Source organism: Streptomyces sp. NBC_01788 (assembly GCF_035917575.1).
Lineage (GTDB): Bacteria > Actinomycetota > Actinomycetes > Streptomycetales > Streptomycetaceae > Streptomyces.
Window position 1 is genome coordinate 5,689,065 of the sequence record NZ_CP109090.1, and the last position, 21,279, is coordinate 5,710,343.

The window sequence follows — 21,279 nt, forward strand, 5'->3', positions numbered from 1 at the left end:
CCCCCTTCGAGGGGGCGCGCTGTCCGTCCGGGCACCCGGTGCGGCCACAATGGGGGGATGAGCGACAGTCCAGCCCCTCTCGCCGACCCGCACCTCGTCTTCGACCCCGTCGCCGGGGACGGCCCCAAGGACGTGGTGGTGCTCGGGTCCACCGGGTCCATCGGCACCCAGGCCATCGACCTCGTACTGCGCAACCCGGACCGCTTCCGGGTCACCGGGCTCTCCGCCAACGGCGGACGGGTCGGTCTCCTCGCCGAGCAGGCGTACCGGCTGCGGGCGCGGACCGTCGCCGTGGCCCGCGAGGACGTCGTACCGGCCCTGCGCGAGGCGCTCGCCGCGCAGTACGGGGCGTCCGAGCCCCTCCCCGAGATCCTCGCCGGACCGGAGGCCGCCACCCACCTCGCCGCCTCCGACTGCCACACGGTCCTCAACGGCATCACCGGCTCCATCGGCCTCGCCCCGACCCTCGCCGCCCTGGAGGCGGGCCGCACCCTCGCGCTCGCCAACAAGGAGTCGCTCATCGTCGGCGGCCCGCTGGTCAAGGCGCTTGCCAAGCCCGGCCAGATCATCCCGGTGGACTCCGAGCACGCCGCCCTCTTCCAGGCGCTCGCGGCGGGAACGCGGGCCGATGTGCGCAAGCTCGTCGTCACCGCCTCCGGCGGCCCCTTCCGCGGCCGGACCAAGGCCGAGCTCGCCGACGTCACCGTCGAGGACGCCCTCGCCCACCCCACCTGGGCGATGGGCCCGGTGATCACGGTCAACTCCGCCACCCTGGTCAACAAGGGCCTCGAGGTCATCGAGGCACACCTGCTGTACGACATTTCCTTCGACCGCATTGAGGTCGTCGTGCATCCGCAGTCGTATGTCCACTCGATGGTTGAGTTCACTGACGGATCCACCCTCGCCCAGGCGACGCCCCCGGACATGGGCGGGCCCATCGCCATCGGCCTGGGCTGGCCGGAACGCGTTCCCGACGCCGCGCCCAGCTTCGACTGGAGCAAGGCGTCGACCTGGGAGTTCTTCCCGCTCGACACCGAGGCCTTCCCCTCCGTGGGGCTCGCCCGGCACGTGGGCGGGCTCGGCGGCACCGCCCCGGCCGTGTTCAACGCGGCCAACGAGGAGTGCGTCGACGCGTTCCTGCGCGGCGCCCTGCCCTTCAACGGGATCATGGAGACCGTGACACAAGTGGTCGAGGAGCACGGCACACCCCCCGCGGGAACTACCCTGACGGTGCCGGACGTCCTCGAAGCGGAGACCTGGGCCCGCGCCAGGGCCCGGGAACTGACAGCGCGAACGGCGACAGCGGAGGCGCGTGCATGACGTCCTTGATGATGATCCTCGGCATAGTCGTCTTCGTGGTGGGCCTGCTGGTCTCCATCGCGTGGCACGAGCTGGGGCATCTGTCCACCGCCAAGCTCTTCGGCATCCGCGTGCCGCAGTACATGGTGGGATTCGGCCCGACGCTGTGGTCCCGCAGGAAGGGCGAGACGGAGTACGGCGTCAAGGCCATCCCGTTCGGCGGCTACATCCGCATGATCGGCATGTTCCCGCCGGGCGACGACGGCCGGATCACGGCCCGCTCCACCTCGCCCTGGCGCAGCATGATCGAGGACGCCCGCTCGGCGGCCTTCGAGGAGCTCGGCCCCGGTGACGAGAAGCGCCTGTTCTACACCCGTGCCCCGTGGAAGCGGGTCATCGTGATGTTCGCGGGCCCCTTCATGAACCTGATCCTCGCGGTCGCGCTGTTCCTGACCGTCCTCATGGGCTTCGGCATCTCGCAGCAGACGACCACCGTCAGCTCCGTCTCCCAGTGCGTCATCGCGCAGAGCGAGAACCGCGACAACTGCAAGAAGACCGACGCCCCGGCACCGGCCGCGGCCGCCGGCCTGAAGGCGGGCGACAAGATCGTCTCCTTCAACGGGGTGAGCACCGGCAACTGGAACCAGCTGTCCGACCTGATCCGCGCCAACCCCGGCAAGGAGGTGTCGATCGTCGTCGACCGCAAGGGACAGGACGTCACCCTGCACGCGAAGATCGCCACCAACCAGGTCGCCAAGAAGGACTCACGCGGCCAGATCGTGCAGGGGCAGTACGTCAGCGCCGGCTTCCTCGGCTTCAGCGCCGCGACCGGCATCGTCCGACAGGACCTCGGCCAGTCCGTGACCTGGATGGGCGACCGGCTCGGCGAGGCCGTCCACTCCATCGCGAGCCTGCCCGGCAAGGTGCCGGCCCTGTGGAACGCGGCCTTCGACGGCGCTCCACGCCAGCCCGACTCCCCGATGGGCGTGGTCGGCGCGGCCCGCGTCGGCGGCGAGATCTTCACCCTGGACATCCCGCCCACCCAGCAACTGGCCATGGCCCTGATGCTGGTCGCCGGCTTCAACCTCTCCCTGTTCCTGTTCAACATGCTCCCGCTGCTCCCGCTGGACGGCGGGCACATCGCGGGGGCGCTGTGGGAGTCGCTGCGGCGGAACCTGGCGAGGGTGCTGCGCCGGCCGGACCCCGGTCCGTTCGACGTGGCGAAGCTGATGCCGGTGGCCTACGTGGTGGCGGGCGTCTTCGTCTGCTTCACGATCCTCGTCCTGATCGCGGATGTGGTTAACCCGGTCAAGATCTCTTAGCCGAAACCCCTGTGGAAGGCGGCCGGACGGATCTCCCGTCCGGCCGCCTCCCATTGAGTGGGTTTGGACGGGTGGGATGTGCTGGGGCGCATGGACGTGCCGTAATCTCGATGCCTGGAGCCCGCCGCTGAACGAGGCCGGACCTTGATCCACGACTTGGGGTTGCACAGCAGATGACTGCGATTTCTCTCGGCATGCCGTCCGTTCCTACCAAGATCGCCGAGCGCCGCAAGAGCCGGCAGATCCAGGTCGGGTCCGTGGCCGTGGGCGGGGACGCGCCGGTGTCGGTGCAGTCGATGACGACGACGCGTACGTCGGACATCGGTGCGACGTTGCAGCAGATCGCGGAGTTGACGGCGTCGGGTTGCCAGATCGTGCGGGTGGCGTGTCCGACGCAGGACGACGCGGACGCGCTGGCGACGATCGCGCGGAAGTCGCAGATTCCGGTGATCGCGGACATCCATTTCCAGCCGAAGTACGTGTTCGCGGCGATCGAGGCGGGCTGTGCGGCGGTGCGGGTGAACCCGGGCAACATCAAGCAGTTCGACGACAAGGTCAGGGAGATCGCGCGGGCGGCGAAGGATCACGGGACGCCGATCCGGATCGGTGTGAACGCGGGTTCGCTGGACCGGCGGCTGCTGCAGAAGTACGGGAAGGCGACTCCGGAGGCGCTGGTGGAGTCGGCGCTGTGGGAGGCGTCCCTGTTCGAGGAGCACGACTTCCGGGACATCAAGATCTCGGTCAAGCACAACGATCCGGTCGTGATGATCGAGGCCTACCGGCAGCTCGCCGGGCAGTGCGACTACCCCCTCCACCTCGGCGTGACCGAGGCCGGCCCCGCTTTCCAGGGCACGATCAAGTCGGCCGTGGCCTTCGGCGCGCTGCTGTCCCAGGGGATCGGTGACACCATCCGCGTGTCGCTGTCCGCGCCGCCGGTCGAGGAGATCAAGGTCGGCATCCAGATCCTGGAGTCGCTGAACCTGCGCCAGCGCGGTCTGGAGATCGTCTCCTGCCCGTCCTGCGGCCGTGCCCAGGTGGACGTGTACAAGCTGGCCGAGGAGGTCACCGCCGGTCTGACCGGCATGGAGGTGCCGCTGCGCGTCGCGGTGATGGGCTGCGTCGTCAACGGTCCCGGTGAGGCCCGTGAGGCCGACCTCGGTGTCGCTTCCGGCAACGGCAAGGGGCAGATCTTCGTGAAGGGCGAGGTCATCAAGACCGTGCCGGAGTCGAAGATCGTGGAGACCCTGATCGAGGAGGCCATGAAGCTCGCCGAGCAGATGGAGCAGGACGGCGTCGCCTCGGGCGAGCCGGAGATCTCGGTCAGCGGCTGACCACCGGGGCGGCGACCGACCCCCGCCGCGTCATACCGGAGCCCCGCCCCCTGAAGGGCGGGGCTTCCTGGTCTCCGGGAAGCGTTTTCAGCGAAATGTTGCGACGGTTCGTGCTTCGCCGCCGTCCACGCCCTCTTCCCGCTCGCTTGTGACTGCTAACTTGCTGACGAGCGGGCTGAGAAATCGCTGTCTCGGCACCGGACGACTCCAGGGGGGATGCGATGACCACAGCGCGGCGCACCGGAGAGCGCGCCGGGAACGGCGGCGAGGGGCCCGCGAGACGGTCCGCCGGCCGGGGGCAGAAACGCGTCACCATCGCCGACGTGGCCCGTGCCTCCGGCGCCTCGGTGTCGACCGTCTCACGGGTGATCAACCAGGTCGGCACCGTCGCCCCGGACCTCGCCGACCGGGTCCGCGAGGCAGTCGCCGACCTGGGTTACCGCCCCAACGCCGCCGCGCAGGGCCTGGCCCGGGGACGGTCCGGCACGCTCGGGGTGCTCGTCCCGGACCTGGCGAACCAGTACTTCCACGACATCATCAAGGCCCTCTCGACGGTGGCCAGATCCAGCGGGTCCCGCGTCCTGGTCATGGACTCCAACGAGGACCCCGCCGCCGAACGGGAACTGGCCGAGGACCTCGTCCGGTACGCCGACGGCCTGCTGCTCTGCTCCCCGCGCATGCCGCGCGCCGACCTCGTCGCGCTGACCGGCCGCGACACCCCGGTCCTGGTCACCAACCGGCAGGAGCCGGGCCTGGGGCTGCGGGCGATCACCGTCGACTTCTTCCGCGGTGTCCTCGCCCTCTGCGGTCACCTCGCCCAGCTGGGGCACCGGGACGTCGTCTACGTCGCCGGGCCCGGCCGCGCCTGGGCCCACCACGAGCGGGTGCGCGCCCTCGCCGCCGCCGAGGACTTCGGGCTTCGCGTGCGCACGGTCGAGGGCGGCTCCACCGCCGACGACGGGTACGCGGCGGCCGACGCCGCCCTCGGCACCGGCGCGAGTGCCGTGATGGCCTACAACGACTTCGTGGCGCTCGGTCTGCTCGCGCGGTTCGCCGAACTCGGTGTGCGGGTGCCGGGCGACGTGTCGCTGACCGGATTCGACGAGATCGACATGGCGCGCTTCTCGGCGCCGCCGCTGACCACGGTAGCGATTCCCCGGGGACGGCTCGGGCAGGCGGCCGGTGCGGCGCTGCTGCGGCTGATGGCCGGCGAGGACGACATCGAGTGCGAGTCCATCCCGGTTGACCTGCACATCCGTTTTTCGACCGGCGCACCTTCTTGACAGATCCGATGGCGGGCAGGATTTTGTTCGGGCACAAGGCCGAGAAAGCGTTTCCTCACCGTCGCTGACGATATCGGGCCGACGCCCGCAGGGAGTTGCTGCTGTGTCCCGCACCGTCCACAGAGCCAGTCTTCGTATGCCGTCCGTTCAGCGCCTCGTCGCCGCCGGCTTGTTGCTCGCGGTCACGGTGGTCGGATGCAGCGCGCCGAGCAGTCAGTCGTCGGGGGACAAGGGGCAGTCCACCCGGAAGGTGCCGGACAAGCCCAGCAAGCCGGTCTCGCTGGAGATCCTCGACGTCGCGGGGAACCTCCAGCTGACCCAGGGCATGATCGACGAGTTCCGGAAGACGCACCCGGAGATCGTCAGCAAGGTCTCGTACTCCAAGGCGCCGGCTCCGGAACTCGCCGGCAAGATCAAGGCGCAGCAGCAGGCGGGCCGCGTCCAGATCGACATGGTGCTCACCGGCACCGACGGCCTCGCCGCGGGTCTTGAGCAGGACCTCTGGGCGGACATGTCCACGCACCAGGACGCCATCGGCAACCCGGACTACCTGCCGCCGGCGGCGGAGATGGCGAAGCTGGCGCAGGGCAAGGGCACGGCCGTCGTGTACTACCCGTCGGGGCCGTTGTTCGAGTACGACCCGGCCAAGGTGCCGAACCCGCCGAAGAGCCCGCAGGAACTCCTCGACTGGGCCAAGGCGCACCCCAAGCGCTTCCAGTACGCCGACCCCGCCAACTCGGGTCCCGGCCGCACCTGGCTGATGGGGCTGCCGTACCTCCTCGGCGACAAGGACCCGTCCGATCCCGAGAAGGGGTGGGACAAGACGTGGGCGTATCTGAAGGAGCTCGACAAGTACGTCGACGTGTACGCCTCGGGCACGTCCGAGACGATGAAGAACCTGGCCACCGGTCAGGTTGACATGATCATGAGCACCACGGGCTGGTACATCAACCCGCGTGCGCTCGGCACCGTGCCCAAGAAGATGAAGGCCGGCCACTTCGACGACATGACCTGGGTGACCGACGCCCAGTACGCCGTGGTCCCCAACGGCGTCAGCGCCGACAAGATGTCCGCGGTGCTCAACCTGCTCCACTGGATGCTCACCCCCGAGCAGCAGGCGAAGGCCTACGACGACGGCTACTTCTACCCGGGCCCCGCCGTCAAGGACGTGCCGCTGTCGATGGCGCCGGCCAAGTCCCAGCAGGTCGTCAAGGAGTACGGCGTCCCCGAGTTCGACACCTGGATCGACCAGTTCCCGAAGAAGCCGTCGCTGTCAGCGCAGGCGCAGGTGAAGGCGTTCGACCTGTGGAACCGTCAGGTGGCCGGCCAGTGACGGGGGCCCGCATCTCGACCCTGCGCCTGGACGGAGTCACCCGCAGCTTCGGCGGGCACCAGGCCCTGCGGGGACTGGACCTGGAGATCTCGGGCGGTGAGTTCGTGGCGCTGCTCGGCCCCTCCGGGTGCGGAAAGTCCACCGCCCTCAACTGCCTGGCCGGACTGCTGCCGCTGACCGGCGGCCAAATCCTCCTCGACGGCGAACGCATCGACCGACTCGCCCCGGAACGGCGCGGGTTCGGCATGGTCTTCCAGAACTACGCCCTGTTCCCGCACATGACCGTCAGGAACAACGTCGGCTTCGGCCTGAAAATGGCGAAGGTCCCCAAGGCAGAGGCCGCCGACCGGGTCAACAGGGCCTTGGACATGGTGCAGTTGACCGCCCACGCCCACAAGCGGCCCGGCCAGCTCTCCGGCGGCCAGCAGCAGCGGGTCGCCATCGCCCGCGCCATCGTCCTGGAACCGCGGCTGGTGCTGATGGACGAACCGCTGTCCAACCTCGATGCCGCACTGCGCCTGGAGATGCGGGCGGAGATCCGCCGCCTGCACCAGCGGCTCGGACTGACCACCGTGTACGTCACGCACGACCAGGAGGAGGCCCTCTCCCTGGCGGACCGGCTCGTCGTGCTGCGCGACGGCCGCACCCAGCAGATCGGCACCCCGGAGGAGGTCTACAGCCGCCCGGCCAACCGCTATGTCGCCTCCTTCATGGGCTACCGCACCCTGCTCGACGCCACCGTCACCGGCACCCGCGGCCCCCATGTGGTCGTCGACATCGCGGGCAGCCCGCTCGTCGGGCTCGACCGTGACGGCGTCGCCGCAGGCGGCCGCGTCACGGCGGCCATCCGCCCCGAGGACCTGGACGCGGTGACCGGGGACGAACCCGATGGCACCTCCGGCACCTCCGGTACGCCGGGACTGCCCGCGACGGTCGAGGTCGTCGAGTACCACGGACGCGAACTCGCCGTACAGGCACGGCTGACCGACGGGCGCCGGGTCCACTTCCGCACCGGGAAGCGGCTCGCGCCCGACGACTCGGTACGGCTCGTCGCACCGCCCGACCGGGTCCTCGTCTTCGCCGCCGAGGACGGCGACGGACAGCCGGGCGACCGCGGTGACAGGCCGTCCCACGGCCCCGGGGCCGAGGACGGGCCGTCCGCTCCCGAGGCCGGGGAGCCGGACTCCCACGACCCGCGGAACCCGGCGGCCGCACCGGCGGACCAGGACGCGGCGGGGCCCGCGCACAAGCCGCGGGAGGCGCGGGACACCCCGAAGCAGGTGGCCACATGAGCGCCACCGACACCCGCGTGGCGCCGCAGCCCGCGCCACCGGAACCCCCGGCCGCCCGGCCCGCGCTGCGTCACCGCCTGGCCGAGCGCGGGATCGACCGGCTTCTGCTCCTCGCGGTCCCGGGCGTGCTCTTCCTCGCCGTGCTGTTCTGCTACCCGTTCTTCTACGGTCTCGGACTGTCCTTCCAACCCGCCCAGGGCGGAGGGCCGTTCGCCAACTACCGGCTCTTCTTCAGCGATCCGTACCTGCGCGAGACCCTGTGGATCACGCTCGGGCTGGCCGTGCCCGCCGCGCTGATCAACTGCCTTGCCGCCGTACCGGTCGCGTTCCGCACCCGCGGGGTGTTCCGCGGCCGGCGGCTGATCACCACGCTGCTGGTCATGCCGATCACCCTCGGGACGGTCCTCACCGCGCAGGGCCTGCTCGGCTACCTCGGCCCCAACGGCTGGTTCAACAAGGCCCTGCTGGGGCTCGGCATCGTCGACGAGCCGCTCGCCCTCGTGCACAACTACTGGGGTGTGCTGGCCTCGTTGATCATCACCGGCTTCCCCTTCTCCTACCTGCTGACGCTGTCGTACCTGACCGGTATCGACCCCAGCCTGGAGCAGGCCGCGGCGACGCTCGGCGCGGACTGGCGCAAACGGCTGCGGTACGTGCTCCTGCCGCTGCTCGCGCCGGGTCTGGCCATCACCTTCTGCCTGTCGTTCGTCCTGGCGTTCGCGGTGTTCCCGTCCGCCCAACTGGTCGGTGACCCGCGCAAGTCCACGCACGTCATCTCGATCGAGGCGTACCAGGCGGCGTTCCAGAAATTCGACTACTCCCTCGGTTCCGCCATCGCCATGATCATGGCCGCGGTGATGCTCGCGGTCGTCGTCCTGGTGCTCGCCTGGCGGTCGCTGCTGTACCGAGGGGCGACGGGAGGCAAGGGCTGATGGCCGACCTCGTCCAGGACCCCACGGCGGACGCCGTCACGGACCCGGCCGCGCCGCCCTGGTGGCGCGGGATCCGACCCGGCACCTGGATCGCCGCCGTCGTCTTCGGGTTCTTCTTCCTCCAGCTCGCCGGAGTCATCGGCGTCCCGCTCGTCGACTCCCTGGGCACCCGCTGGTTCACCAGCTGGCTGCCGGAGGGCTGGACGACGAAGTGGTACGGCTCCGCCTGGCGGGAGTTCCAGCTCGGCCAGGTCTTCTGGACGACGGCGCTGGTGTCCGTGCTCGTCGTCGTCCTGTCCGTGGTGATCGGGGTGCCGGCCGCCTACGCCCTGGCCCGGCGGGACTTCCCAGGCAAGAAGGCCGTGCTGCTGCTGTTCGTGCTGCCGATCCTGGTGCCGCCCCTCACCTACGGCATCCCGCTGGCCACCGTCCTGTACAAGTTCCAGCTCGCCGGGACGCTGACCGGGGTGGTACTGGCGAACCTCGTGCCGTCGGTGCCGTTCGTCGTCCTGACGATGACTCCCTTCATCGAGCAGATCGACCCCAGGATCGAGGCGGCCGCCCGGATGTGCGGGGCCCGGACCGGCTCCGTCCTGCTGCGCGTCCTCGCGCCGCTGCTGGTGCCCGGCATCCTCGCCGCCTCCGTACTGGTCCTGGTCCGCACGGTCGGCATGTTCGAACTCACCTTCCTCACCGCGGGCCCGGACAGCCAGACCCTCGTCGTGGCGCTCTACTACGCCGTGTTCTCGGCCGGTATCCGCACCCAGCAGTCCATCGACGCGATGGCCGTGATGTACACGCTGTCGATGCTCGTGCTGCTGGTCGTCGCACTGCGCTTCGTCAACCCCACCCAGTTGGTGACCCGTGTCAAGGACGACCGGTCCGCGTAGGCGGCGGCCGTCCCCACGAGCAGGGGGACGCCGTCCGGCGCTGTTCACCGCCGGGCGGCGTCGCCCGTTCCTGGCAGGTACAGTGCGGGAACCAGTAGATCCTCGTGGTGAGGCCCCGCCGACGTGTTGACCCAGACGACCACCACGGTCCTCGGACCGAGCGACCTCGACGCCGTGCTCGCGGTCCTCGGCAGCGAGCCGGTCGCGAACGCCTTCGTGGCGTCCCGGGTACAGGTCGCCGGACTCGACCCGTGGCGGCTCGGCGGCGAGATGTGGGGCTGGTACGAGAACGGCATATTGACGTCCCTGTGCTACGCGGGCGCCAACCTCGTCCCGATCTGCGCCACCCCCAGGGCCGTCCGAGCCTTCGCCGACCGCGCCCGCCGGGCCGGCCGCCGCTGCTCCTCCATCGTCGGACCGGCCGAACCCACCGCCCAGCTGTGGCGGCTCCTGGAACCCGGCTGGGGCCCCGCCCGCGAGATCCGCGCCCACCAGCCGCTCATGGCCACCGACCGCATGCCCGTCGGCATCGCCCCCGATCCCTACGTCCGCCGCATCCGCAAGGACGAGATGGAGACGATCATGCCGGCCTGCGTGGCGATGTTCACCGAGGAGGTCGGGGTCTCCCCGCTCGCCGGTGACGGAGGCCTGCTCTACCAGGCCAGGGTCGCCGAACTCGTCGGCTCAGGACGCTCCTTCGCCCGCCTCGACGAGTACGGCAAGGTGATGTTCAAGGCCGAGATCGGCGCCGCCACCCGCGAGGCGTGCCAGATCCAGGGCGTATGGGTGGCCCCCGAGTACCGCGGCCGCGGTCTGGCGGGCCCGGGCATGGCCGCGGTCCTGCGCTACGCGCTGGCCGACGTGGCCCCGGTGGTCAGCCTGTACGTGAACGACTTCAACACCGCGGCCCGGCGCACCTACCTGAAGGCGGGCTTCCGCGAGGTCGGCGCGTTCATGAGCGTGCTGTTCTGACCTGCGTCTCACTGAGCTGTTCAGCGCCCCGTGCACGCCCTGTAGTCTCCGGGCATGGCGCACTTCCCCGATCACGGACACCGCCGCTGCGACGACGTCGTGATCGGCCCCCTCGACCTGCCGGCCCATGTCGACGAGGCGCTCTCCGTGCAGGCCGTCGCCTTCGGCCTCGGCGCCGACGAGGTGGCCGTACGCCGGCAGATCGTGCTGCGCCACATGACCTGCCGGGGGGCCCGCGCCCTCGGCGCCACCGCGGCCGACGGCCGGCTCGTCGGATTCGTCTACGGCATGCCCAACGACCGCACCCACTGGTGGTCCACCGTCGTCCAGCCCTATCTGCGCGCCCGCGGCCACGACGACTGGCTCGACGACTCCTTCGTGATCACCGAACTGCACGTCCACCCGAGCCACCAGAACCGCGGCATCGGACGGGCCCTGATCACGACCATCACCGACAGCGCGAGCGAGCCCCGCTCGATCCTCTCCGCGATCGACACCGACAGCCCGGCCCGCGGCCTCTACCACTCCCTGGGCTACGAGGACCTCGCCCGCCAGGTGCTCTTCCCCAGCGCGCCGAAACCGTACGCCGTGATGGGCGCCCCGCTGCCGCTGCGCCGCCGTCCGGACCCGGCGCCGGGTCGGCTTTAACCGATTTCCACCGGCGCGGCAAGCCCGGCTAACCTCCTAGCCATCAGCTTCCCCCACTCCCGGCCTCGCCCGGGCGGGGGGCCACCACGGCAGGAGTACGAGAACCATGGCCAACGCACCGGTCCAGCGCATGTCCCAGTTGTTGGCGAAGACGCTGCGCGACGACCCGGCGGACGCCGAGGTCCTGAGCCACAAGCTGCTGGTCCGCGCGGGTTACGTACGGCGCACCGCCGCCGGGATCTGGACCTGGCTGCCGCTCGGCAAGAAGGTCCTCGCCAACGTGGAGCGGATCGTCCGCGAGGAGATGGACGCCATCGGCGCCCAGGAGGTGCTGCTGCCCGCGCTGCTGCCCCGCGAGCCGTACGAGGCCACCGGCCGCTGGGACGAGTACGGCGCCGAGCTGTTCCGCCTGAAGGACCGCAAGGGCGGCGACTACCTCCTCGGTCCGACCCACGAGGAGATCTTCACGCTGATGGTGAAGGACCAGGCGACCTCCTACAAGGACCTGCCGGTCATCCTCTACCAGATCCAGACCAAGTTCCGCGACGAGGCCCGGCCCCGCGCGGGCATCCTGCGCGGGCGTGAGTTCCTGATGAAGGACTCCTACTCCTTCGACCTCGCCGACGAGGGCCTCGCCGAGTCCTACGCCCTGCACCGTCAGGCCTACCAGCGGATCTTCGACCGCCTCGGCCTGGACTACCGGATCTGCGCCGCGACCGCAGGCGCGATGGGCGGCTCCAAGTCCGAGGAGTTCCTCGCCCCGGCCGCCGCGGGCGAGGACACCTTCGCCGACTGCCCGAACTGCGACTTCGCCGCCAACACCGAGGCGATCGAGTACGAGCTGGTGCCGGTGGACGGCTCCGCCGTGCCCGCGGCCGAGGAGATCCCCACCCCGGACACCCCGACCATCGAGACCCTCGCCGCCTCCCTCGGCGTGCCGGCCTCCGCCACGCTGAAGAACCTGCTCGTCAAGGTCGACGGGGAGATCGTCGCCGTCGGCGTCCCCGGCGACCGCGAGGTGGACCTGGGCAAGGTCGAGGCGCACTTCGCCCCGGCCGCCGTCGAACTGGTCACCGCCGAGGACTTCGTGGGCCGGCCCGACCTGGTCCGCGGCTACGTCGGTCCCCAGGGCCTGGGCAAGGCGAAGTACATCGCCGACCCGCGCGTGGCGCCCGGAACGGCCTGGATCACCGGCGCCAACAAGGAGCACACGCACGCGAAGAACGTGGTCGCCGGCCGTGACTTCGAGGTCGACGAGTACGTCGACGTCGTGGTCGTGCAGGACGGCGACCCCTGCCCGAAGTGCGGCACCGGCCTCAAGCTGGACCGGGCCATCGAGATCGGCCACATCTTCCAGCTCGGCCGCAAGTACGCCGACGCCCTCAAGCTCGACGTCCTCGGCCAGAACGGCAAGCCGGTCCGCGTCACCATGGGCTCCTACGGCATCGGCGTGTCCCGCGCGGTCGCGGCCCTCGCCGAGCAGCACGCCGACGACAAGGGCCTGATCTGGGCCAAGGAGGTCGCCCCGGCCGACGTGCACGTGGTCGCCGCCGGCAAGGCCCTGCAGACCGAGGTCGCTCTGGAGGTCTCCCAGAAGCTCGCCGCGGCGGGCGTCCGTGTCCTGGTCGACGACCGGGCCGGTGTCTCCCCGGGCGTGAAGTTCACCGACTCCGAGCTCATCGGCGTCCCGCAGATCCTGGTCGTCGGCCGCCGCGCGGCCGAGGGCGTCGTCGAACTGAAGGACCGCCGCACCGGCGAGCGCGAGGAGCTTTCGATCGAGGAAGCCCTCACCCGCCTCACGGCGTAGCGGCACGGGCACGCGGGGCCGGGTGCGCAGGCCGCAGGACACGGCTTGCCGCACCGGGCTCCGCGCCCACCGATCCTCCTCCGGCCGGACGCAGACGCCGGTCAGAGCCAGGTGGCGAATTCCAGGAGGAGTTCCGCGTCCTTCGGGCGGCCCACACGGCGGGCGCGGGCGCCGGATTCCACGGCTCGGAAGAGGGTCCAGCCGCGCAGGCGGTCGCGGTCGACCTCCAGGGACTCCGCCAGCCGCTTGATGCGGCGCCGGGTGGTGGCGGCGCCGGACGGCGAGGCGATCAGGTCCTCCACCCGGTCCCGGACCAGCCGCGCCAGGTCGAAGGCGACCTCGCCGACCACCGGGTCCGGGCCCACGGCCAGCCACGGCATCCGGTCCCCGGCGAGCACCTTGCTCTGCCGGAACGTGCCGTGCAGCAACCGCCGTTCGGGCGGCGCGGCCAGCAGTCCCGTACGGGCCGTGAGCGCCGCCTCGACCAGCGGCGCGACCTCCGCGTCGGCCTCCGCGCCCGCCCGCATCGCCTCGGCCTGCCGCCCGGTCCGCTCCTCGACCGTCTCGAAGGAATGCCCCGCGGGCGGCTCGACCCACAGCCGCCGCAGCGTGCCCGCCGCCTCCAGCAGCGCCCTCGCCTCCGGCAGTGACCGCACCGACACCTCCGGGTGCAGCCGCTCCAGCAGCAGCACGCCCTCGCCCGGAACCCGACCGGCCGGAGCCTCCTCCAGCAGCTGCACGGCGCCCCGCCCGCCCCAGTGCGCGAGCGCGGCCCGCTCGCTCGCCGGACGGGCCCGGGCAGGGGCCAGCTTCAGCACGGCCGGCGTCCCGTCCGCCGTCCGCACCAGCACGACGAGGCTGCTGCGTCCGCCGGGCATCTGCACCCGCTCGACGGTCAGTTCGCGCAGTTCCACGGCCTGCCGCGCCAGTCCGGGCAGCTTCTCCAGCCAGTCGTCCCCGTCCGGCGCGGTCTCACCCAGCGCCCGCACCAGACGCCGCGGCGGTTCGAAAGCCATGCGCGAGTCGTTCCTTCCTGACTTCCTGGACGCGTTCTCAGCGTTCTCAGCGTTCCCGGCAGTCCTCGCGGTCGCCGTGCGTCTGCCGCCGTGCGCCGTGGGCGCCTCCTGTGCCGCTCCGTTCCTCCCGTCCGCGCCCGCCGGCGGGATCCCTACGGCGTCGGTGACGTCGAGGCCGTGGGCGTGCCCGCCGCGCCGGCCCGTTCGGCGAGACCAGGGAAGGCTACGCTCTCCCCGCGCCAGCGCACCGCCCGGACCGCCGCCTCGCGCAGCGCCCCGGCGGCCTCCCGGCGCCGCTCGCCCCCGCTCGCCCGGACCAGGTCGGAGTACACCCCGGCCACGCGTTCCTCCAGCTCGGCGGCGAACCGTACCGCCGCCGCCGAGTCCGGCACCGGAAACGGCAGTGCGTAGGCGGCCGCCGCGGCCACCGGCTGCCCGCCCAGGTCCCGCACCTCGCGCACCAGGGCGTCCCGCCGCGCCCGATGGGCGTCGTACGCCGACCGCGCCTCGGCCTGCCGGCCCTCGCCGATCCGGCCTCCGACGACGCCGTACCCGTACACGGCCGCGTGCTCGGCGGCGAGCGCCGCCTGCAGGGCCTCGCGCCGTCGCCGGTCCGTCACCTGGCTCACTTGTCACCTTCCGTCAGGAGATACGCGTGGGCGGCCCCGGCCGCCGCCACCGAGGCGAGCAGGCGGGCCAGTTCGCCGGGCACCTGGATCAGGACGGCGGTGCGCCGGTCGGACAGGGAACGCTCGGCCGCGGCGAGCCCGGCCAGGGCGGACTTCGCGGTCTGCTGGGCGGCGGGAGAGCCGGAGGCCTCGGCTCCCGCCGGTGCCCGCGACCCGTCGGGCGAGCCTGAGTCCTCGGGCGTCGCCGAGCCCGTCGGCGCTGCGGTCGAGCCCGATGGCGGCGCGGTCGGCGCCGTCGCGCCGGGCGACGCCTTCGCCGTGCCGCCGAACGCCTCCACGTGCGCCGCGACCTGCGCGCGCAGCGGCCGCAGCCGCTCCGCCAGCGCCGGATAGGCGGCCATCACCGCGTCGTACCGCCGCGCCAGCTCCTCGCTGTCACGTGCCGCACGCGCGCGTACCCGCTCGTCGGGTGACGGGGACTCGCCCGCACCGCCGGAGTCGGAACCGGTGGAGCAGCCCACGAGCAGGGCGGCCCCCGCGGCCGAGGCGAGCAGGCTCCTTCTGCGCGGGCCTGTCAGGACGCGCGGAGATGAGGGGAACGGCACGGCAGACGTCCTCGGGTGCGTACGAACGAAATGGACGGGAGGGGCAGGGGCGGCTCGCCCGTGATCACGGTACCCGCGCCCCGCGCACCCTTCACTCAGCGGCACCGCCGCTGCCCAGGTGGACGGCAACACCCCTGCGGACCGGATACCCTTTGACCAGACACGCGACCAACCCACAACAGCACACGCGGCCGAGGAGTCACCCGGATGAGCACCACCCAGAGCGAGAGGCTGCGGGAACTGCTGGAACCGCTCGTCACCTCCCAGGGCCTGGATCTCGAAGAGATCGCCGTGGACTCCGTAGGACGCAAGCGTGTGCTGCGCGTCGTCGTCGACTCCGACACCGGGGCCGACCTGGACCGGATCGCCGATGTGAGCCGTGCGCTCTCGGCGAGGCTGGACGAGACGGACGCGATGGGCGAGGGCGAGTACACCCTCGAGGTCGGCACCCCGGGCGCGGAGCGCCTCCTCACGGAACACCGGCACTACGTGCGCGCCACGGGCCGGCTGGCGAAGTTCCAGCTGGCCGACGACGGCGAGCTGGTGGCCAGGATCCTCGAGGTCGACGACGAAGGACTCGATCTCGAAGTGCCCGGAGTGAAGGGGCGCAGGCCCACGACCCGCAGGCTCGGCTTCCCGGACGTCGTCAGGGCGCGGGTGCAGGTCGAGTTCAACCGCAAGGACCAGAAGGAAGAGGAGGCGTAGCCGTGGACATCGACATGAGTGCCCTGCGGGGCTTGGTACGAGAGAAGGAGATCTCCTTCGACCTGCTGGTCGAGGCGATCGAGTCGGCCCTCCTCATCGCCTACCACCGCACCGAGGGAAGCCGCCGCCACGCGCGCGTGGAGCTCGACCGGCAGACCGGGCATGTGACGGTGTGGGCGAAGGAGGACCCCCAGGACCTCGAGGAGGGCCAGGAGCCCCGCGAGTTCGACGACACCCCGTCCGGCTTCGGCCGTATCGCCGCCACCACCGCCAAGCAGGTCATCCTGCAGCGGCTGCGCGACGCCGAGGACGACGCGACGCTCGGCGAGTACGCCGGCCGCGAGGGCGACATCGTCACCGGGGTGGTCCAGCAGGGCCGCGACCCGAAGAACGTGCTGGTGGACATCGGCAAGCTGGAGGCCATCCTGCCGGTGCAGGAGCAGGTCCCGGGCGAGACCTACCCGCACGGCATGCGGCTGCGGTCGTACGTGGTCCGGGTCGCCAAGGGCGTCCGCGGCCCCTCGGTGACGCTGTCCCGTACGCACCCGAACCTGGTGAAGAAGCTCTTCGCCCTGGAGGTCCCGGAGATCGCCGACGGCTCCGTGGAGATCGCCGCGATCGCCCGTGAGGCCGGTCACCGCACCAAGATCGCCGTACGGTCCACCCGTTCGGGTCTGAATGCCAAGGGCGCCTGCATCGGCCCCATGGGCGGCCGGGTGCGCAACGTGATGGGCGAGCTGAACGGCGAGAAGATCGACATCGTCGACTGGTCGGACGACCCGGCCGAGATGGTGGCCAACGCGCTGTCGCCGGCCCGTGTCTCCAAGGTGGACGTCGTGGACCTGGCCGCCCGCTCGGCCCGCGTCACCGTGCCGGACTACCAGCTCTCGCTGGCGATCGGCAAGGAGGGCCAGAACGCCCGGCTGGCGGCCCGGCTCACCGGTTGGCGGATCGACATCCGCCCGGACACCGAGCAGTCGTCCGAGCGGGCACCCGAGTAGCCGTCCTGGCGCGACCGCGGACGAGTTCACCCGGACGCGCGGGGCAGTTCACCCGTACGGAGGGAATGGATCCGAGCCGCAGGTCGCTTGGAATACGACAACAGCCGTTCGATCTCTGCCCCGCGGGGGTGAGGTCGGTGCGGGGAGGTAGACTGAGCTGTGTCTGGCCGGACGCGTGCCCGCGCATGCCCTGAGCGTACCTGTGTGGGATGCCGGGAGCGAGCGGCCAAGATCGAACTGTTGCGGACCGTGGTGGTCGAGGGTGAATGCGTCCCCGATCCTCGCGGTACGCTGCCCGGCCGGGGTGCGTATGTACACCCCGCCCCGGTCTGTCTCGACCAGGCGGTGCGCCGCCGGGCGTTTCCCCGGGCGCTCCGCGTCCCGGGACCGCTCGACGTAATGGCGTTGCGCCGGTACGTCGAGCAGGCACAAGGTTGCTGCTGAGGCAACACGGCAAGGAAAACGTGTCGTACGGAAGTCCCCGTGCGGCCTGGTACCTCGCGAGTCGAAAGCAGGTCGAGATTGCGATGAGCACTCGATGAGTACGCGATGAGTACGCCCATGAACTAGCGACGGTCCGGCCGCAACCCGGACCTCAAAGGAGCGAAGTGGCTAAGGTCCGGGTATACGAACTCGCCAAGGAGTTCGGTGTGGAGAGCAAGGTCGTCATGGCCAAGCTCCAGGAACTCGGTGAATTCGTCCGATCGGCGTCCTCGACGATCGAGGCGCCCGTAGTACGCAAACTGACTGACGCCTTCCAGCAGGGCAACGGCAGCGGCAGGTCCGCCGCGAAGCCGGGTGCCCCGAAGAAGGCCGCCCCCAGGCCCGCCGCGCCCTCGCCGGCGCAGGCCGGGGGTCCCTCTCGTGCCGCCAAGCCGGCGGGCGAGCGTCCCGCCGCGCCCAAGCCGGCGGCCGCGCCCAGGCCCGCCCCGGCGCAGCCCGCGGTCCCGTCGGCGTCCGCGCCGACTCCCGGCCCGCGTCCGGTGCCGGGTCCCAAGCCCGCGCCGCGTCCGGCTCCGGCCGCGCCCACCACGCCGGAGTTCACCGCTCCGCCGTCGGCTCCGGCTCCGGCCGCGCCGAAGCCCGGTGGTGCCCGTCCCGGTGCCCCCAAGCCCGGTGGCCGTCCCGGCCAGGGTCAGGGTCAGGGCCAGGGCCAGGGTTCGCGTCCCGGCCAGGGTGCCGCGCGTCCCGGTGGCCAGGGTGCGCGTCCGGGCGGTCGTCCGGCCGGTCCGCGTCCGGGCAACAACCCCTTCACGTCCGGTGGCTCCACCGGCATGGCGCGTCCGCAGGCGCCGCGTCCGCAGGGCGCGCGTCCCGGCGGCCCCGGTGCCCCCGGCGCCGGTCCCCGTCCGCAGGGCCCCGGTGCCCAGGGCGGCGGTCCGCGTCCGCAGGCTCCGGGCGGTCCCCGCCCGACCCCGGGCTCGATGCCCCGTCCGCAGGGCGGTCCGCGTCCCGGCGGTCCGCGTCCGAACCCCGGCATGATGCCGCAGCGTCCCGCTGCCGGCCCGCGTCCCGGCCCCGGAGGCGGCGGTCGTGGTCCGGGTGGTGCGGGTCGTCCCGGCGGTGCCGGTCGTCCCGGTGGTGGCGGCGGCTTCGCCGGTCGTCCCGGCGGTGGCGGCGGCGGTGCCGGTCGTCCCGGTGGTGGCGGCGGCTTCGCCGGTCGTCCCGGCGGTGGCGGCGGCTTCGCCGGTGGCGGCGGTGGCCGTCCCGGCTTCGGCGGCCGTCCGGGTGGTCCCGGTGGCCGTGGTGGCACGCAGGGCGCCTTCGGCCGTCCCGGCGGTCCCGCGCGCCGTGGCCGCAAGTCGAAGCGGCAGAGGCGCCAGGAGTACGAGGCCATGCAGGCCCCGTCGGTCGGCGGCGTGATGCTGCCTCGCGGCAACGGCGAGACCATTCGCCTGTCGCGCGGTGCGTCGCTCACCGACTTCGCCGAGAAGATCAACGCCAACCCGGCGTCGCTCGTCGCGGTCATGATGAACCTGGGCGAGATGGTCACGGCCACGCAGTCCGTGTCCGACGAGACGCTCCAGCTCCTCGCCGGCGAGATGAACTACACGGTTCAGATCGTCAGCCCCGAGGAGGAGGACCGCGAGCTGCTCGAGTCCTTCGACCTGGAGTTCGGCGAGGACGAGGGCGGCGAGGAGGACCTGGTCGTCCGCCCGCCGGTCGTCACCGTCATGGGTCACGTCGACCACGGAAAGACCCGACTGCTCGACGCCATCCGCAAGACGAACGTCATCGCGGGCGAGGCCGGCGGCATCACCCAGCACATCGGTGCCTACCAGGTCGCGACCGAGGTCAACGGCGAGGACCGCGCGATCACCTTCATCGACACCCCGGGTCACGAGGCGTTCACCGCCATGCGTGCCCGCGGTGCCCGGTCGACGGACATCGCCATCCTGGTCGTCGCGGCCAACGACGGCGTCATGCCGCAGACGGTCGAGGCGCTCAACCACGCCAAGGCGGCCGACGTGCCGATCGTGGTTGCGGTCAACAAGATCGACGTCGAGGGCGCCGACCCGACCAAGGTGCGCGGTCAGCTGACCGAGTACGGCCTGGTGGCCGAGGAGTACGGCGGCGACACGATGTTCGTCGACATCTCCGCCAAGCAGGGTCTGCACATCGACTCGCTGCTGGAAGCGGTCGTCCTGACCGCCGACGCCTCGCTCGACCTGCGGGCCAACCCGCAGCAGGACGCGCAGGGCATCGCGATCGAGTCCCGCCTCGACCGCGGCCGCGGTGCCGTGGCGACGGTGCTCGTCCAGCGAGGCACGCTGCGGGTCGGCGACACCATGGTGGTCGGCGACGCGTACGGCCGCGTCCGGGCGATGCTCGACGACAACGGCAACAACGTGGCCGAGGCCGGTCCGTCGACGCCGGTGCAGGTCCTGGGTCTGACCAACGTCCCGGGTGCGGGCGACAACTTCATCGTGGTGGACGAGGACCGTACGGCCCGTCAGATCGCGGAGAAGCGCGCCGCCCGTGAGCGCAACGCCGCGTTCGCCAAGCGCGTCCGCCGCGTCTCGCTCGAGGACCTGGACAAGGTGCTCAAGGCCGGCGAGGTCCAGCAGCTCAACCTCATCATCAAGGGCGACGCGTCCGGTGCGGTCGAGGCTCTCGAGTCCTCGCTGCTCCAGCTCGACGTCGGCGAAGAGGTCGACATCCGCGTCCTGCACCGCGGTGTGGGTGCGGTCACGGAGTCGGACATCGACCTGGCCATGGGCTCCGACGCCATCGTGATCGGCTACAACGTGCGCGCCGCAGGGCGTGCCGCGCAGATGGCCGAGCGCGAGGGTGTGGACGTCCGGTACTACTCGGTCATCTACCAGGCGATCGAGGAGATCGAGGCGGCCCTCAAGGGCATGCTCAAGCCGGAGTACGAGGAGGTCGAGCTCGGCACGGCGGAGATCCGCGAGGTCTTCCGTTCGTCCAAGCTGGGCAACATCGCCGGTGTGCTCATCCGGTCCGGCGAGGTCAAGCGCAACACCAAGGCGCGCCTGCTCCGCGACGGCAAGGTCATCGCGGAGAACCTCAACATCGAGGGTCTGCGCCGCTTCAAGGACGACGTCACCGAGATCCGCGAAGGCTACGAGGGTGGTATCAACCTCGGAAACTTCAACGACATCAAGATCGACGACGTCATCGCGACGTACGAGCTCCGCGAGAAGCCGCGGGCGTAACGCCGCAGACACCCCGTGCCGGCCGGCGGGACCACTCCCGTCGGCCGGCACGGCCGTGTCCAGGGCCGCGAGCCGCGCCCGGGGCCGGCGGGAAAACCCGTCCCACCCGGGCCGCGGAAAACCCCGTCGAGTCACCGGCGGGGTTCGCGGTACCGTTCTTGATGTCCCTGCCCACCGAGAAGGCAGGACCATCGAACCCGTACCGGCGGGCAACCCGGGCACACACATGTACGTGGGGACTCTGTCCTTCGACCTGCTCCTCGGCGACGTCCACTCGCTGAAGGAGAAGCGTTCCGTCGTCCGCCCCATCGTCGCCGAGCTCCAGCGCAAGTACGCGGTGAGCGCGGCGGAGGTGGACCACACGAACCTCCACCGGCGGGCCGTCATCGGTCTCGCCGCGGTCTCCGGCGACGCGACGCACCTGACCGACGTGCTGGACCGGTGCGAACGGCTGGTCGCCGGCCGTCCCGAGGTGGAGCTGCTGTCCGTCAGACGCCGCTTCCACGGCGAGGACGACTAGACCGCGCCCCACCGCAC

Annotated in this window: 19 protein-coding genes; 16 read left to right on the forward strand and 3 right to left on the reverse strand. The window is 71.5% G+C overall.

From position 1 onward, the window contains the following. Positions 1-57: 57 nt before the first annotated feature. The 11 genes from dxr (at position 58) to OIE49_RS25890 (ending at position 13,109) form a co-directional block, all read left to right on the forward strand. Positions 58-1,320 (forward strand): 1-deoxy-D-xylulose-5-phosphate reductoisomerase, encoded by a 1,263-nt coding sequence (dxr, locus tag OIE49_RS25840; protein WP_326804343.1) that lies wholly within the window; start codon positions 58-60, stop codon positions 1,318-1,320. Between the two features lie 8 nt (positions 1,321-1,328). Next, positions 1,329-2,621, forward strand: a complete 1,293-nt coding sequence (locus OIE49_RS25845) for a M50 family metallopeptidase (RefSeq protein ID WP_326806330.1) — start codon at positions 1,329-1,331, stop codon at positions 2,619-2,621. A gap of 173 nt (positions 2,622-2,794) precedes the next feature. Then, positions 2,795-3,952, forward strand: a complete 1,158-nt coding sequence (ispG, locus tag OIE49_RS25850; RefSeq protein ID WP_100571660.1) for a flavodoxin-dependent (E)-4-hydroxy-3-methylbut-2-enyl-diphosphate synthase — start codon at positions 2,795-2,797, stop codon at positions 3,950-3,952. A 221-nt stretch (positions 3,953-4,173) separates the two neighbouring features. Next, on the forward strand, positions 4,174-5,235 hold the full coding sequence (locus tag OIE49_RS25855) for a LacI family DNA-binding transcriptional regulator (RefSeq protein ID WP_326804344.1): 1,062 nt from the start codon (positions 4,174-4,176) through the stop codon (positions 5,233-5,235). 136 nt (positions 5,236-5,371) lie between these two features. After that, positions 5,372-6,568: an ABC transporter substrate-binding protein gene (locus tag OIE49_RS25860; RefSeq protein WP_326804345.1), complete on the forward strand. Its 1,197-nt coding sequence runs from the start codon at positions 5,372-5,374 to the stop codon at positions 6,566-6,568. After that, positions 6,565-7,860, forward strand: coding sequence for an ABC transporter ATP-binding protein (locus OIE49_RS25865; protein WP_326804346.1), 1,296 nt, complete (start codon positions 6,565-6,567; stop codon positions 7,858-7,860). The genes OIE49_RS25860 and OIE49_RS25865 overlap by 4 nt, the downstream gene beginning before the upstream one ends. Next, positions 7,857-8,792, forward strand: coding sequence for an ABC transporter permease (locus tag OIE49_RS25870; protein WP_326804347.1), 936 nt, complete (start codon positions 7,857-7,859; stop codon positions 8,790-8,792). Before OIE49_RS25865 ends, OIE49_RS25870 begins: the two co-directional genes overlap by 4 nt. Then, positions 8,792-9,682 (forward strand): ABC transporter permease, encoded by an 891-nt coding sequence (locus tag OIE49_RS25875; protein WP_326804348.1) that lies wholly within the window; start codon positions 8,792-8,794, stop codon positions 9,680-9,682. The genes OIE49_RS25870 and OIE49_RS25875 overlap by 1 nt, the downstream gene beginning before the upstream one ends. A 123-nt stretch (positions 9,683-9,805) precedes the next feature. After that, positions 9,806-10,654, forward strand: coding sequence for a GNAT family N-acetyltransferase (locus tag OIE49_RS25880; protein ID WP_326804349.1), 849 nt, complete (start codon positions 9,806-9,808; stop codon positions 10,652-10,654). A gap of 54 nt (positions 10,655-10,708) precedes the next feature. Then, a complete protein-coding gene (locus OIE49_RS25885; protein ID WP_326804350.1) occupies positions 10,709-11,302 on the forward strand; it encodes a GNAT family N-acetyltransferase in 594 nt (197 codons plus the stop codon). Positions 11,303-11,408: 106 nt separating this feature from the next. Then, entirely contained in the window at positions 11,409-13,109 is a 1,701-nt protein-coding gene (locus OIE49_RS25890) for a proline--tRNA ligase (RefSeq protein WP_326804351.1), read from the forward strand. 101 nt (positions 13,110-13,210) lie between these two features. On the opposite strand, the gene OIE49_RS25895 is transcribed toward OIE49_RS25890, so the two are convergent. From OIE49_RS25895 to OIE49_RS25905, 3 genes are all read right to left on the reverse strand, one after another. Beyond that, entirely contained in the window at positions 13,211-14,125 is a 915-nt protein-coding gene (locus OIE49_RS25895; protein WP_326804352.1) for an aminoglycoside phosphotransferase family protein, read from the reverse strand. A gap of 152 nt (positions 14,126-14,277) precedes the next feature. After that, positions 14,278-14,754 (reverse strand): ferritin-like domain-containing protein, encoded by a 477-nt coding sequence (locus tag OIE49_RS25900; RefSeq protein WP_326804353.1) that lies wholly within the window; start codon positions 14,752-14,754, stop codon positions 14,278-14,280. Next, a complete protein-coding gene (locus OIE49_RS25905; RefSeq protein ID WP_326804354.1) occupies positions 14,751-15,359 on the reverse strand; it encodes a hypothetical protein in 609 nt (202 codons plus the stop codon). The genes OIE49_RS25900 and OIE49_RS25905 overlap by 4 nt, the downstream gene beginning before the upstream one ends. A 207-nt stretch (positions 15,360-15,566) precedes the next feature. Between OIE49_RS25905 and rimP the strand changes: the two genes are divergently transcribed. From rimP to OIE49_RS25930, 5 genes are all read left to right on the forward strand, one after another. After that, positions 15,567-16,064, forward strand: coding sequence for a ribosome maturation factor RimP (gene rimP / locus OIE49_RS25910; protein ID WP_100571650.1), 498 nt, complete (start codon positions 15,567-15,569; stop codon positions 16,062-16,064). 2 nt (positions 16,065-16,066) lie between these two features. Next, positions 16,067-17,065, forward strand: a complete 999-nt coding sequence (nusA, locus tag OIE49_RS25915) for a transcription termination factor NusA (RefSeq protein WP_326804355.1) — start codon at positions 16,067-16,069, stop codon at positions 17,063-17,065. Between the two features lie 159 nt (positions 17,066-17,224). Continuing rightward, positions 17,225-17,509, forward strand: a complete 285-nt coding sequence (locus OIE49_RS25920; RefSeq protein WP_100571648.1) for a YlxR family protein — start codon at positions 17,225-17,227, stop codon at positions 17,507-17,509. Positions 17,510-17,673: 164 nt separating this feature from the next. Then, the gene (gene infB, locus OIE49_RS25925; RefSeq protein WP_326804356.1) at positions 17,674-20,742 is read left to right on the forward strand and encodes a translation initiation factor IF-2; all 3,069 of its coding nucleotides are present in this window, start codon (positions 17,674-17,676) and stop codon (positions 20,740-20,742) included. A 226-nt stretch (positions 20,743-20,968) separates the two neighbouring features. Further along, the gene (locus OIE49_RS25930; RefSeq protein WP_100571646.1) at positions 20,969-21,262 is read left to right on the forward strand and encodes a DUF503 domain-containing protein; all 294 of its coding nucleotides are present in this window, start codon (positions 20,969-20,971) and stop codon (positions 21,260-21,262) included. Positions 21,263-21,279 lie beyond the last annotated feature (17 nt).